The sequence below is a fragment of the Salinicola sp. CR57 genome, assembly GCF_003206585.1.
Classification (GTDB): Bacteria; Pseudomonadota; Gammaproteobacteria; order Pseudomonadales; family Halomonadaceae; genus Salinicola; species Salinicola lusitanus.
Map to the genome: position 1 here is coordinate 1 of NZ_PZJL01000012.1, position 14763 is coordinate 14763.

Annotated in this window: 13 protein-coding genes; all 13 read left to right on the top strand. The window is 50.6% G+C overall.

The window, feature by feature from the left end; genetic code table 11:
* Positions 1 to 171 precede the first annotated feature (171 nt).
* The 13 genes from DOM56_RS17125 (at position 172) to DOM56_RS19775 (ending at position 14762) form a co-directional block, all read left to right on the top strand.
* Positions 172 to 516 carry a four helix bundle protein gene (locus tag DOM56_RS17125; protein ID WP_110710252.1) on the top strand — a complete coding sequence of 115 codons (345 nt, stop codon included), beginning with the start codon at positions 172 to 174 and terminating at the stop codon, positions 514 to 516.
* Positions 517 to 594: 78 nt separating this feature from the next.
* Positions 595 to 2502 (top strand): sulfate adenylyltransferase subunit CysN, encoded by a 1908-nt coding sequence (gene cysN / locus DOM56_RS17130; protein ID WP_110710253.1) that lies wholly within the window; start codon positions 595 to 597, stop codon positions 2500 to 2502.
* A gap of 154 nt (positions 2503 to 2656) precedes the next feature.
* Complete coding sequence (locus DOM56_RS17135; RefSeq protein WP_110710254.1) at positions 2657 to 3664, top strand: glycosyltransferase family 2 protein; 1008 nt, start codon at positions 2657 to 2659, stop codon at positions 3662 to 3664.
* 3 nt (positions 3665 to 3667) lie between these two features.
* A complete protein-coding gene (locus DOM56_RS17140; protein WP_110710255.1) occupies positions 3668 to 5788 on the top strand; it encodes a beta-1,6-N-acetylglucosaminyltransferase in 2121 nt (706 codons plus the stop codon).
* A gap of 201 nt (positions 5789 to 5989) precedes the next feature.
* A complete protein-coding gene (locus DOM56_RS17145; protein ID WP_110710256.1) occupies positions 5990 to 6412 on the top strand; it encodes a DVU3141 family protein in 423 nt (140 codons plus the stop codon).
* A 138-nt stretch (positions 6413 to 6550) separates the two neighbouring features.
* Positions 6551 to 8290 (top strand): polysaccharide biosynthesis/export family protein, encoded by a 1740-nt coding sequence (locus tag DOM56_RS17150; protein WP_110710257.1) that lies wholly within the window; start codon positions 6551 to 6553, stop codon positions 8288 to 8290.
* 64 nt (positions 8291 to 8354) lie between these two features.
* A complete protein-coding gene (locus DOM56_RS17155; RefSeq protein ID WP_198655824.1) occupies positions 8355 to 9167 on the top strand; it encodes an ABC transporter permease in 813 nt (270 codons plus the stop codon).
* Positions 9168 to 9170: 3 nt separating this feature from the next.
* The gene (locus tag DOM56_RS17160; RefSeq protein ID WP_110710374.1) at positions 9171 to 10100 is read left to right on the top strand and encodes an ABC transporter ATP-binding protein; all 930 of its coding nucleotides are present in this window, start codon (positions 9171 to 9173) and stop codon (positions 10098 to 10100) included.
* Positions 10101 to 10141: 41 nt separating this feature from the next.
* Positions 10142 to 11245: a chain-length determining protein gene (locus DOM56_RS17165; RefSeq protein WP_110710258.1), complete on the top strand. Its 1104-nt coding sequence runs from the start codon at positions 10142 to 10144 to the stop codon at positions 11243 to 11245.
* Positions 11238 to 12263, top strand: coding sequence for a glycosyltransferase (locus tag DOM56_RS17170; protein WP_157958264.1), 1026 nt, complete (start codon positions 11238 to 11240; stop codon positions 12261 to 12263). The genes DOM56_RS17165 and DOM56_RS17170 overlap by 8 nt, the downstream gene beginning before the upstream one ends.
* Positions 12220 to 13095, top strand: a complete 876-nt coding sequence (locus DOM56_RS17175) for a beta-1,6-N-acetylglucosaminyltransferase (protein WP_110710260.1) — start codon at positions 12220 to 12222, stop codon at positions 13093 to 13095. The genes DOM56_RS17170 and DOM56_RS17175 overlap by 44 nt, the downstream gene beginning before the upstream one ends.
* Positions 13096 to 13104: 9 nt before the next feature.
* Positions 13105 to 13935 carry a sulfotransferase gene (locus tag DOM56_RS17180; RefSeq protein WP_157958266.1) on the top strand — a complete coding sequence of 277 codons (831 nt, stop codon included), beginning with the start codon at positions 13105 to 13107 and terminating at the stop codon, positions 13933 to 13935.
* The gene (locus tag DOM56_RS19775) at positions 13932 to 14762 is read left to right on the top strand and encodes a hypothetical protein (protein ID WP_157958267.1); all 831 of its coding nucleotides are present in this window, start codon (positions 13932 to 13934) and stop codon (positions 14760 to 14762) included. The genes DOM56_RS17180 and DOM56_RS19775 overlap by 4 nt, the downstream gene beginning before the upstream one ends.
* Position 14763 lies beyond the last annotated feature (1 nt).

Sequence of the window (14763 nt, forward strand, 5' to 3'; positions counted from 1 at the left end):
CGACCGGGACCAGGTGGGCTCGATGGAGAAGAAGAAGCGGGAGGGGTACTTCTAGCGGGCCGGAAAGCTGGAAGCCGTAAGCTTTAAGCTGTAAGAAAAATCAAAAGCCAAAACCTTTTGATTCTGCAGGTAAAAGCGCTTGTTCGTTAGCTTACGGCTGGGAGTGGAAGCATGAATTTTGAGAGATTGCAGGTTTGGAAACGCTCGGCACGCTTGTCAGCTGAGCTCTATAAGAGCTTTTCCGCCCTGCGTGATTTTGGCTTTCGAGACCAGGTCACACGTTCAGGACTTTCCATTCCTAGCAACATTGCCGAGGGCATGAGCCGGTATACGAGCAAGGACAAACGTCACTTCCTGGTCGTTGCCAGAGGTTCTTGTGCCGAGTTGCGTACTCAGGTCTATATCGGCATGGAAATCGGCTATATCGAACATCAGCAAGGCCAGCGATGGTTACAGGAAACCCGAGAGATATCTTCGATGCTCAATGGGTTGATAGTCACTCTGGATAACGAATGAATCTAGAGCTGGAAGCGGCGGGCTGTGGGGGAACTTACAGCTTACAGCTTACAGCTTACAGCTAGCGGGGTTTGCCCAATGTCACACACATCGAATCTGATCGCCGACAACATCAGCGAGTATCTGAAAGAGCACGAGCAGAAAGACCTGCTGCGCTTCATCACCTGCGGCAGCGTCGACGACGGCAAGTCGACCCTGATCGGGCGGTTGCTGCACGACTCCAAGATGATCTACGAAGACCAACTGGCGGCGATCACCCAGGCGTCGAAGACCAGCGGGACGACCGGCGACAAGGTCGATCTGGCACTGTTGGTGGATGGCCTGCAGTCGGAGCGGGAGCAGGGCATCACCATCGATGTCGCCTACCGTTTCTTCTCTACCGACAAGCGCAAGTTCATCATCGCCGATACCCCGGGCCACGAGCAGTACACCCGCAACATGGCCACCGGTGCCTCCACCGCGAGCCTGGCGATCATCCTGATCGATGCGCGTTACGGCATACAGACCCAGACCCGGCGCCACAGCTATATCTGTTCGCTGCTGGGCATCCGCCACCTGATCGTCGCCATCAACAAGATGGACCTGGTCGACTACTCTCAGACGCGCTATGACGAGATCGTCGCCGACTATCAGCGGTTCTCGACCAATCTCAACGATGCCAACCTGCACTTCGTCCCCATCTCGGCGCTGGAGGGCGACAACGTCGTCAATCCCAGCGAGAACATGAGCTGGTATGCGAAGAGCGGTGGCGAGGCGCTGCTGCCGCTGCTGGAGCGTGTCGACGTCAAGCACGACAGCAACCTCGAGGATCTGCGCTTTCCGGTGCAGTACGTCAACCGGCCCAACCTCAACTTCCGTGGCTACTGCGGCACGCTGGCCGCCGGCATTCTCCGCCCGGGCGATGTCATTCGCGTGCTCGGCTCCGGCAAGAGTTCCAGCGTGGAGAGCCTGATCACCTACGATGGCGAACTGGAAGCCGCTTACCCCGGCCAGGCGATCACCGTCACCCTGAAAGACGAAATCGATATCTCCCGTGGCGACATGCTGGTGACAGCGGATAGCAAGCTGGAGCCGACCACGGCGTTCACGGCGGACATCGTCTGGATGCACGATACGCCGCTGGAAGTCGGGCGCGAGTACGAGCTCAAGGCGGGCACCAGCGTCGTCAGCGGTCGCGTGGCACGGATCATCCACCAGACCGACGTCAATACGCTGGAACGGCATCAGGCCGAGAATCTTCCGCTCAACGGTATTGCGCGCTGCCAGATCGAGGTCAAGCAGCCGCTGGCGCTGGACCCCTACGTGCGCTCGCCGCACTCCGGCAACTTCATCATCATCGACCGCATGACCAACGTGACGGTCGGTGCCGGCATGGTGGTCGACACGTTAAGCGCCAGCAACATCGTCTGGCACGACATGGCGGTGACCAAGCAGCGCCGGGCCGAGCGCAACCACCAGAAGCCGTGCATCATCTGGTTCACCGGGCTCTCCGGCGCGGGGAAATCGACTTCCGCCAACGCGCTCGAGCGCCAACTGTTCGGCATGGGCTACAGCACCTATCTGCTGGATGGCGACAATGTTCGCCATGGGCTGTGCGGCGACCTGGGCTTCAGTGACGATCACCGTCAGGAGAACATTCGCCGCGTGGGCGAGGTGGCCAAGCTGATGGTCGATGCCGGCATGATCTCTCTGGTCTCGTTCATCTCGCCGTTCCAGCGCGACCGTGACCTGGTACGCGATATGGTCGATAGTGATGAGTTCATCGAAGTCTTCGTCAATACCTCGCTGGATGTGTGCGAGGGGCGTGACCCCAAGGGGCTCTATCGAAAAGCGCGGGCCGGCGAGATCGACGACTTCACTGGCATCAGCTCTCCCTATGAAGCGCCGAAGAACCCGGATATCGTCATCGATGCGGGCGAGCTCTCCATCGAAGAGGTCGCGAAAACGCTGATCAGCCACCTGAAGCGGCTGAATGTTATTTCCTGAACGCTTACGCCAAGAAGGGGCCTCGGAGTAAAGAGGCCCTAACTAGCTCCCCAAAGTTTGAGCAAGGGGGCTGCAGTCGAGATGCGGCTTGTTGCTAAAGCCTGTCTTCTGCGGTAACGGTTCATTTGATGCTCGATGGCGATAAGGAGGTTAAGTGATCAAGTTTTTGAAGCATCAAAAGAGGTGGCTTTCAGAATTATTGCCCATCATGTTTGATGCCTATCGATTCGGTAAGGCGATGAGGAAGAAGACTGACAACGCCGCACGGATTTCATCGAACGATGTGCTTTTATTTGTCACAATGAAAAATGAAGTGCATCGTCTTGAGTATTTTTTTAAATATTATCGCGAACTGGGTGTCAAGCATTTTTTTGTGGTGGATAATGGTTCCGATGACGGTACGGCAGAGTTCTTGGCTAAGCAAGAAGATGTAACTAGTTTCTATACCGAGGATAGTTACAAAGACTCTAACTTCGGAATGCATTGGCTGAACTACCTTTTATTTAAATATGGTAGAGGACACTGGTGCCTGACATGTGATCCGGATGAGTTTCTTGTTTATCCGTATATGGATACTCGCTCGTTGCAAGATTTGACCAGTCATCTTGATAGTCTGGATCAAGACTCATTTTTTACTGTCATGCTGGATATGTATAGCAGTAAGCCAGTGAGCGAGTCTCACTATGCAGCAGGAAGTGACCCATTATTGACTTGCCCTTTCTACGATAGCGTTGGGTATTCAAAACAGTATAACCACAGTTATCGAAATCTGTTCGTGCAAGGTGGTGTGCGGCGTAGAGTTTTTGCTAAAGATCACCCGGAGGCGGCTCCGGCTCTTAATAAAGTGCCTTTGGTGAAATGGGCTTGGAATTACGTGTACGTTTCTTCTATGCACATGATGCTGCCTCGACGATTGAATAGATGCGTGGATGAAAAGAAAACTACAGGGGCTCTGTTGCATTTCAAGTTTATTGGGCAGCTGAATGATAAAGTCAAACATGAATTGCTCGCGAAACAACATTATAACAACTCGGCAGAATATAAACAGTATGGTGCTGTCATAGATAAAAAAGAGCTTCTTTATGAAGAGGGTGTATCTGTCAAATACACAGGCTGGAAAGACATCGTGAGACGTGGGTTGGCAAATTTGGGGGGGTGGTAACCGATGAAAATTTCATTCATTGTGTTAGCGCATGAGTCTCCTGAAAAATTGCGCCCTCTAATAGTTTCCCTGTTGAGCGCGGGTAGCGATGTATATCTTCATCATGATGCCGGAACGAAAGGTGATATTGAAGCTTCCTCTGCAGAATGGGAGCTCCAGAATTTGCCGGGTAAGCTATATCTTGCCGAGTCGGTAAATGTGGTTTGGGGTGAGTGGTCAATCGTAAGGGCGACACTTAACTGCATCAATTTAATAAAGAAATATGATCTTGATAGCGATTATTTTGCTTTGCTATCTGGTTCATGCATGCCAGTCAAACCCATTAAGCTGCTGGAAAAGTATCTTTTAACAAAAGGCAAAGATTATATTGAGGCGGTTGATGCAGAAAAATTTCGCTGGATTACGGCGGGTATTCAAAAAGAACGCTGGCAACAGTACCACTTTTTTAACTGGCGATATCAACGGTCCCTTTTTGATTTTTCGCTGAAAGTGCAGAATAAAATCGGTGTTAAAAGAACCTTGCCATTGGGTCACCGGGCCCATATGGGGTCTCAGTGGTGGTGTCTTCGCCGCAGTACAATCATATCCATTGCATCAATGGTTGACGACCATAAAGAGTTGGAGAGCTTTTATAAAAAAACATGGGTTCCGGACGAGTTGTTTTTCCAAACACTTGTCGCCAATACTGTTCCGGCCAGTGAAATATCTGACGAGCTTATAACTCGCTATCGTTTTAATGAGCTGGGCGTGCCTAAAGTCTACTATGATGATGCATTGTCGAAGCTCTTGGCTGAAGACAAGTTTTTCGTTCGGAAAGTTTCACATTCTGCGGGTTCGTTGCGTGGCGAGCTGAGTAAGATAGCTGCAATGAGCGTCGAAGAATATGAGGGTTATATCAAAGTCGAGGGGCAGCGACATCTTGATAATATTAAGTCCGATCTAATGTTGCGTAACAGCTGTTTGGATAACCAATGGCACAGTCTTATTCATCAGCAAGAAAATAAATATGATTTCGTAAAATCTATTCCCAATGAAATGGTCGTGGTTGTCGGTGGGGATGATTTTGAGCGTCAGTCAGTGCTGCATGCTTTAGATGCCTTTGATGAAACCGTAGTCTATGCCGACTTGTTCGGTGGAAGAGAGGTGTTCTCGGAGTTTGAAAGACAAAATTTCATAGGGTTGAGTCAAGATGCAGTAAGGCTTGCACAGCATACTTGGCACCAGGTGTTAGGTAATGTTTCACATTTTTACCAAGGTAAGACGATTGCATTTTCTCTCGGTAGCAATGCTCAACGTTTCTTGGAAGTATTGAAGTGGAAGTCTAACGTTAATGTTTTTCTTCTAGATGAAAGTGCTTGCAGGGAATTTGCGGATGTAGACTCCCATAATCTTCGTGTAGTGAGTCAGTCATACCACCAACTTCATCAGCGCTATTGTCAGCTGCTAGTAGGGTCTGCTGACTTTTTTAGCAGCGTGCTGAATCAATGGTCAAACAATAATCACTCTTGGCAGTTTTCCCTTCAAAGCTTGAATAAGAAAGCTGTAGCCAGGTCGTTGCCCTCTTTAAGTATCGTCGGATGCCGGGAGCCAAATAGCGGTGTAGAGTCGGCTATTCCCGTCAATGGCAATATTATATTGATATCCGATAACGAGGATGCTGCGAAGAGTTGCCACGATATGCTTGTTGATGAGCTTGGGTTTTCCGGATTATGGCGGCCTTTTCCGGTGACCTTAAAAAGGTATTCCACTTTCGATGCGCATTTTTACCTGCTTCAATTAGTGCAGATTCAAAAAAGATGTTATTCGGGGAACGGGATCGTTGTCAGTATGGGGTTTGGAGACGTTCCCAAATTAGAGTTTTTGAAACATGACCAAGAAACGATCATCATACATTTGGTGGAGGACGACAATGCGGTTGACAAGCTGCAGCTAACGCCCATGGGTATGGGGTCTCAGCTAGAGCAGCTGGATGAACTTCAAGCGGACAAAGAACTATTGGCGACATATATGAGAGATAGAGAGGGTCCCTACCTTGTGTATCGCTCAGACGAGCTCAAGAGACTAAAAAGAGATGTCTGCGCCTCTCTGGGTGTAAAAAGTACGGTTGATGCAAGCCATGGCTAGTCGTTCACCGAGGACAACGGCTTGCGGAGGGCGCGTTTCCGGTACTGAAAGATGCTAGCTGATACGCTTAGTTTAGCTGATCCTCTCTGGTATCGTGGGGGGGTGCAGGTGTGCCGGTGCCAGCGCTGTTGATGCCGTCTTGGCGGGGCCATTAGCTTTACATGGTTTGATTCCCACTGTTATTTCATTCGAGTTTTAGGTATGTCAAAAGTACAGAAGCATTATCTGAAGCGTGGCTGGGCTATGGCGCGAGGCGTTGTCTTAGTCGCTGCGTTACTCGGTGCTGTTTCGGGCTGCGCATCGCAGGGCCACTACGGTGGCAACAATGTCGGCACCATGCAGGGCGCCGCAGCCCTGAGCCCCGAGATCTCCAGTTTTCTCGACAACGCCACGCCAGGCAGCATCTCTGCCTTTCCCAAGAGCCCGTGGGGCTCCAATGTCTCCGTTATCGTCCAGGAGCGCTACTTTGCCGCCAGCGGCCGACTCTGCGCGCATCTGGACGTTGCCAGGCAGGGCGCGCCCCAGACTGCCCAGCGGGCGCAAGTGGCGTGTCTCGTGAAGGACAACGGCTGGTACGCCCAGCGTCTGGTCACGCAGGTGTTGACAGGCCCCAGCACTCGGTAACAAAAATTCCCTGCTTTGGTGCCTGCCTCCGCGTGTATCGTTTTTCGATCAGCCGGGTTGTTTGTCGGACCGCCTGATCGTGCTTCGAAGCGTTTGAAAGCAGGCCTCGAGCCGTGTGAACACAACAGGAAGTCTTGCATGAAACATGCAGCATCGTTTTTCCGGGCCGGGTGCCTGGTGGCGGTAGCGTGCCTGAACGTCGGTCTGGCGCACGCGCAATCCTTCGGGTCCGGCAGTATCGTGCCGCAGGATCAGCAGGCCCAGTCGATGACCTCCCAGGCCCCCGGGGCCAATGGCCAGCAGCAATCAGTCGACGACCAACCCCGTGCCAACTGGAGTAGCTCCAACTACGGTCCCGTCGATCCGAGTCGGCAGGAGAAGGTCGACCCCAACACGCTACCGCCGTTCGGCGCCAACCTGTTTACCGGCGGGTTCCGGGGCGTAATGGCGGATGGCCTGAACCCCGGCTACACCATCAAGCCGGGTGACCAGATCAACCTGCGCGTCTGGGGCGGCACCGAGATGCAGAGCGTGCTGACGGTGGATTCCCAGGGCAATATCTTCCTGCCGGGGATCGGGCCACTCAACGTCCAGGGCACCTCGAACAGTGGACTCAACTCCCGCGTCACCGCGGCGATCAAATCGGTCTACCCGGAAAACGTCGAGGTCTACACCAACCTGCAGGGCGTTCAGCCGGTGGGGGTGTTCGTGACCGGCTATGTCAAGAATCCGGGCCGCTACTCCGGTACACCCAGCGATTCGATGCTCTACTTCCTCGACCAGGCTGGTGGCATCGACCAGGCTTTGGGCAGCTATCGCCAGATCGCGATCAAGCGCGGTGGCCGTACCGTCGATACCATCGATCTCTACGATTTCCTGATCAACGGCAATATGCCGCAGATCCAGTTTCGCGATGGCGACACTGTCGTGGTCGAAGCGCGCGGCCCGGCCGTGGCGGTGGTGGGCGACGTCGAACGACCGTTTCGCTACGAGCTGGCAGGGGAGACCCTCACCGGTGCCGACGTGATCAACCTGGCGCGCCTGCGTTCCGGCGTGACCCACGTGTTGCTGCGCGGTGACCGCCCGGATGGCCCGCTGGCGCGCTATCTCACGCTCAACGAGTTCCGCACCGCCAATGTACGGAGGGGTGATGAGGTCTTGTTCAGTGCTGACCAGCGCAGCGAGAGTATCGTGGTGCAGGTCGAGGGCAGCTACTACGGCCCTTCACGCTACGTGCTGCCTCGGGACGCCCACCTGGGCGAGTTCCTCAACGCGATCAGCGTGCCCAAGAGCATGACCAGCTATCGGGATGTCTCCATTCGCCGCGAGAGTGTCGCCGAGCAGCAGAAGGAATCACTCAACGAAAGCCTGGACCGGCTCGAGCAGACCTACCTGGGTTATCCTTCCCGCACTGCGAAAGAGGGTGAGATCCAGGTTCGCCAGGCCGAACTGATTCAGCAATTCGTGCAGAAGGCGCGCCAAACTCAACCCACCGGGCGTCTCGTGGTAGCCCGCGGCGACAGCATCGCGGATGTGCGCTTGCAGGACGGCGACGTGGTCACCATTCCGGAAAGCTCTGATTCCGTGTTGCTGAGCGGCGAAGTGACGATTCCGCAGGCTATGGTCTTCACGCCGGGCATGAGCGCCGAGGATTACATCCAGCAGGCCGGCGGCTTCACGCCCCGCGCGGATGACGACCAGGTGCTCGTCGTGCACAAGAACGGTGCCGTTGTGCATGCGGGGGATACCAAGGTTCGCGCTGGCGACGAAATTCTCGTGCTGCCGGCTGCGCCGACCAGCAATATCGAGCTGGCCAGCAGCATCACGCAGATCCTCTATCAAGTGGCCGTGGCGACCAAGGTTGCACTGGATCTCTAAACCTCTCTTCAAGCACTGTATGATCGCCCGTGCGACAACATGTCGGCGGGCGCAGGAACGTTAAATGGTAACCAATACGGAACAAGTTCCGGATTCTCCACGTCACCCTATGCGCGTCACCTGGGATGTCTGGTCCGCAATGTATCTGCGCGAGATGATTGCCAGAACCATGGCGGATCGCATGGCCTGGTTCTGGATGATCTTCGAACCCATTGCCACCATCGCGGTGATGATCTTTATTCGAGCCTACATACGGGGCGGTAGAAACATCACTGGGGCGGAGTTCATCCCTTGGATGATCGTCGGGTTGATGGGCTTCTACCTCTTTAGGGAGGCCATGTTACGCCCCATGAGCGCGGTGGAAGCTAACCGCGGCCTCTTTACCTACCGCCAAATACTACCAATCGATCCGGTATTGATCCGCTGCTTTGTGGAGGGGATGATCCGCAGTTTTATCTTTCTGCTTTTTATACTCATCGGCTCACTTTTAAAAATTGACTTGATACCTGATCATGCCTTTGGCGTGATGATGGATTGGCTCTCACTTTGGATGCTGGGCGTTGGACTTGGTGTACTGCTCTCAGTAGCTTCGGGACTCGTCCCTGAGGTCGGACGAGTGGTCAAGATTATTACTCTACCCTTGTTGCTCATTTCAGGCGTTATCTTTCCGGTCACCTACGTGCCAGCACAGTATCAACAGTATCTGCTGTGGAACCCAATCGTACATGGCATCGAAAGTATGCGGTTAAGCTTCTTCGATAGTTATCATTCGATTGCTGGTATCGACATGACATATCTATGGTTCTGGGCCCTGTCTACTCTTACTCTCGGTTTGGTGATGCATGTCCGCTTTGCGTCACGCTTAAAGGCAAGGTGATTGATGATTGAAATCCAGAATCTTTACAAGCGCTACCACGGGCCTCATGGTGGCGACTGGGTATTGAAGGATATCAACCTCACCATTCCCAATGGTGTAAGCGTCGGGGTAGTGGGCCGTAACGGCGCGGGGAAGTCGACCCTATTACGCCTTATTGGTGGGATGGATACCCCAGATCGTGGCAGGGTGATCCGTAAAGGGCGTGTCTCCTGGCCGATAGGCTTGGCGGGAGGCTTCAAGGGCACCATGACCGGGCGCCAGAACGTCAAGTTCGTCGCCCGAGTGCATGGCATCAAGAAAAGTCTTCACCAGTTGATCGAGGAGGTCCAGGATTTCGCCGAGATCGGTAAAGCCTTTGACGATCCGGTCAATACTTATTCCTCCGGTATGCGAGCCCGCTTGGCGTTCGGCCTATCGCTTGCGTTCGACTTCGATATCTATATTTCGGATGAGGCAACTGCCGTTGGTGACCGAGCCTTCAAGGCCAAGGCTAGGGAAGCTTTCAAACAACGGGTGGACCACGCCAGCCTGATCATGGTTTCTCATGGTGAAGGCACTCTGAAACAGATGTGTGAAGCTGGTATTTTCATCCATGAAGGAAAGGCGTATTGGTTTGATCGCATCGACGATGCGATCGAAGCTTACCATCGCTCGAGTGGACTAATTACCGACGTTGCGGATGAAGATGATGATGAACAAACTCCGGCCGAACAGCTCGATGTCGATAGCCTGAAAGCCCAGCTCAACTTGCTGAAACGGGAGATAAACGAACTCCATAAGCAGCAAATTATCGCGCAGTACCGGCTCGAGACGACTACAGATGAGGCGGAGGCAACCAATCTGCAGGAAGAAAAGCAGAGCCTACGTCGCAGGCATCAGCGGGCGAAAAAGCGGTTTAAAGAGTTAAGGCGGCACAAGCAAGCGTCTGCTTAAAGGAAGCCGGCCCTTAGATCGGAATTAAAGAAGCGAATTTGATGAAATCTTCAATCAAGCAAAAATTGACACGTCATCTTCATTGGATCATTTGTCTGGTGACTATTTTTCTTGTGAGTTTCTATTGGGCGGTCTGGGCTAGTGATCGCTATGTTTCTCATGCGCATGTGGTGTTAGAAAGCCCTCAGCTATCCTCCCCGGAGCTGAGCTTCAGCAACCTGCTCTCCGGCGGAGGGGGCGCCAACAATGCCGATATGTTGCTACTCAGGGATTACCTGCGTTCGGTAGACATGTTGCAATACCTAGTAGAAAATGCCAACTTTCGTGGACACTACGCGCACGGTGGCGGCGACTTCTTCACCCGGCTTAGCAATGAGAACGCCCCGTTGGAGGAGCTACACGATTATTATCTCAAGCGCGTCTCGGTGGAGCTCGACGAATATGCTGGCGTGTTGCGTATTGATGTCGAGGCGTTCAATCCGAAAGAAGCGCATCTAATCGCCAACCTTCTGCTAGAACGTGGCGAACAACATATGAACGATATGGGACGGCGTTTGGCAGAAGAACAAGTCAAGTTCCTACAGCAGCAGGTCGATCAGCTCCAGACGACTTTTGAGAAGACCCGCCAAGCTTTGGTGGATTACCAGAATGAGAACGGATTGGTATCGCCGACCGGTACGGTCGAAAGCCTGAGCGGGGTCGTCTCCACGCTGGAGGGGCAACTGGCCAGTCTCAAGGCTCAAAAAACGGCGCTAAGCAGTTTCCAGAGTTCCAATTCACCGGAAGTCGTACGAGTCAAGAGTCAGATCAACGCGCTGGAAGATCAGATTGAGAAAGAGAAGCAGCGGCTGGCGGCCCAGTCCGGTAATGCGTTGAACTCGGTATCTTCCGAGTACCAACGCCTGCAATTGCAGGCCAAGTTTGCCGAAGAGAGTTACTCCGGAGCGCTATCTGCACTACAAAGTACCCAGGTCGAGGCGGCGCGTAAGCTCAAGCAGCTTTCCACGCTTCAGTCACCGACGATGCCGCAATACCCGGAACAGCCGGAACGCCTTTATAACATCGTCGTTTTCGCCGTCATTGCGCTGTTCATCGCCTTGATCATCAATATGTTAATTCTGATCATCAAGGATCATCGTGATTGAACAGAACCCAATTGCATCTATAATCCTTCCTATACGAGCGCTTGAGCCCAATCAACGAGAGATTGAGCGCCTCGAGCGCTTGATGGTGACGATACCATCATCTTACGAAATCGTCGTAGTCGATGATGGAAGCTCTCATGCGGTTGGTCGCTATTTGTGGTCTAGATTGTCAGACTGGAAAAACTATCGTCAGGCCTTGCAGCTACGTCGTATACGAACTGGGCACCGGAGGTTTTCATTAGCTCGTGCCCGTAATCATGGGGCCAAGTATGCGAAAGCTCCGGTAGTCATCTTTCATGATGTCGATTTCATAGGTGCCGCGAGCGTATACGAACGTATATTTAAGTATATCCGAGAGGTCGATTTAGTAAACCGGCCAGAAAATTTCTTTTGTATTCCTGTAGCGTTTCTCAATGAAATGGGAACGCAGGATTTCATGACTTCGCTGAATCGAGAACAAGAAGCTTGGTGTTTTCGAACGAGAAAATCTTGGCCTTTCGATTGCATCAATTTTTTGGTTCAAGGCAGCTCTTGCATGGTTCTTAATCGGCGGGATTTGCTTGATATGGGAGGGCATGATCAAGGATTTAGCGGTCACGGTGCCGAAGATTTCGAGCTATTACACCGTTTGAGCACACGTTTTCCAATCGCTACACGCCCTCCCGAATACAGCCGAAACATGGGTAGCGGAAATATTAGCGAGTACCGAGGCTTTCGTGCTTATTTTGCGCTTTATGGTGAACAAGCTAGACGAAAAGGCTGCACGTTAGTACATCTTTGGCATCCCAAACGAAAGGAAAAGGGATATTACCGTCACAAGCAAAATTTTAAAAAGCTGCAAAAGATATTGCAATCTGATCAATTGTTGCGAGGTTGGAGGCGCTGGTGTCAATCACAAAAGCGTCTGACACAAGGTAAACGTTTGCAAATCAGTCCGGAAATGCTTTGGCCAAGTGGGGCAGAAGAAACTCCGTATGTTACCAATCCAAGCGAGCAGACAGCCCGAAATGGTAGCTGATAGCCAGTTACTAGTTGCTGAAGATGGTCTGTTAACAGTGACATTCATCATGCTCTGCCATGATAGTGTGGAGCGAATAGTTAATCGAGCGCGGTTGATTCTTGACAATGACTCTACTTGCAGACTTATTGTCCATTTTGACAAGAAAGCCTCCCTTAAAGTGTTCCAAACCATCTGTTATCAGCTCGACTCTCATCCTCGTTGTCACGTTATGCGTAACCGCGTGCGATGTGGATGGGGGCAGTGGGGTCTAGTTGAGGCTCCTCTTCGCGCGCTCCGCTATGCATTTAAAAATGGTTTCATGAGCGACTATTTTTATTTGATAAGCGAGTACTGTTACCCAACTAAACCGTTAGTGTCTTTGCGCGAGTACCTCACGCGTAACGCAGGAATGGAATTTATTGAATGTAAAGACAAAGATTGGATAAAAGCGGGGATACGTGAGGATCGTTATTTATTTGTGCATCTTTTTGATAAAAGAAAGCATCCAAGGCTTCATCGCTGGATGTATAAGTGTCAAAAAAAAGTGGGCTTGAAAAAAAGAACACCTCGTGACCTGAATGTCCATTTTGGGAGCCAGTGGTGGTGCCTGACTCGTTTTTCTTCTTATAATCTTTTGGTAGACAACGAAGATCTATATTTTTTTAAATATTCTTGGATACCCGATGAATGTGCTATCCAGACAAGAGTAGCTGCTTTGGTTGACCAAGAAAAAATATCAAAGCCATTAACACACTATGAATTCGACGATAGTGGTCGGCCTATAGAGTTTTTTGACACAGACTCTTTGGCTGATGGTTTGACTCATTTTTTTGTCAGAAAGTTAATTTAAGGAAAGCTGGTGAAGAAAGTTAAACCTAATTTTATTTGTATTGGCTCTCAAAAAGCTGGGACGAGCTGGCTTTATGAAGGATTGAAGCAGCATCCCCAAGTTTGGTTGCCTGATATAAAAGAAATACATTACTTTGATTACCATTTTGGTGAGGGTACTGGTACAAAAGTTTGGGGTGCGGGGCATGTGCGTAATGCGTTAGAGAGAATTCGAAAGAACGCTAGAACAGAACGCCAAAAAGAATACGTTGAGAAAATTACTTGTCTTGAACCTTTTACGCGCTCTTGGTATGAAGCTATCTTTGACCATGAGGATGCGGGGGCTGCTCGCGTGGTGTGCGAGGTAACTCCCGAGTATTGTGCCATGCATCGAGATGGTGTTCAGTGGTTACGAGATTACCTGCCGGATTTGAAAGTTGCTTGGATAATTCGCGACCCTTATGAAAGAGCTGCTAGTCAAGTTAAAATGGTGATTAATAGGGCTTGGAAGACTGCTCCGCAAACGGAAAGTGAGTGGCGAAAAGCGTTCTCAGCAGTTCGTTATAAAAATCGGGCAAATTACAAAAAGAACGTGCCAATATGGGATGAGATTTTCGGTGGTGATATAATTTATATACCTTATGGCGATATTAGAGAAAAACCAAGGGATGTCATGAATAGACTTGAAAGCTTTCTTGGTCTTTCTGAGAATGACTACCATGATCTAAATAAATCTGTGCACAAAACTAAAAGTCTAGAACTCCCAGTGTGGGTGAAAGAGGAGTTGATAAAAGAGTCTGAAGTGCAACTTTTATACTTAGAAGAGCGTTTCGGAGCAGAGTTTTTAGGTCAAATTAAATGAATAGAGTGAATACCCTACGTCTTCATCTGGGGGTCCATAAAACGGCGACCACTCACTTCCAGTCAAGACTTTTTAATAGTCAGCATAAACTCGCAGAAGCGGGTATTGCCTATCTTGATCTAGATAAAACAAGAGAATATTTTACATCCATTTTAAGTGGCGGAAAAGAACTTTCGCAAGAGGCTAAAGAGTTTTTGTCATGGAAGAAAGTAGTGTTACTTTCAGATGAAAACATTCTTGGTGGTACTGATAAACCTAGAGGTAAGAGTGCATATAAAAATGCTTTAGGTAGGCTGAAGCAATTTTCAAAGCTTGTGTGTGCGGATGAAATTGAACCGTATTTGACCATTCGAAATCCTGAAGATTACTTGATTTCTCGGTATTGTGAATATTTACGTCATTACCCCTACCTTTCTATTAACGAATACTTTGATGAAATGTATGTCAGGGAGTTTTCATGGTTGCCTTTAATAAAAGATATTAAGGAAGCAATAGGAAAAGAGCCTGTTGTTACGATTTTCGAAGATATTTTCAAGGATGAAAATCGCTACTTACAGATGCTTAGTGGAGCAGAGATCGAGTTTGAACCTCCCAGTGTTAATCCTGGATTGAAAAGATCCAAGATTTCTGATGAGGCGTATAGCATTGTTTCCGAGATGGCACTTCATTATCCAATGAATGTGGTTCGGCGATTCATGGATATGACGGGGCGAAATCCTCAGATTACAAAGCCAACTCCTATAAAACCATTCAGCGTTGGTTTGTCGGATAAGTTAAAGAGCAACTATCGCAGAGATAAAAAAGCGTTGGGTTTACTTGATTATTGAT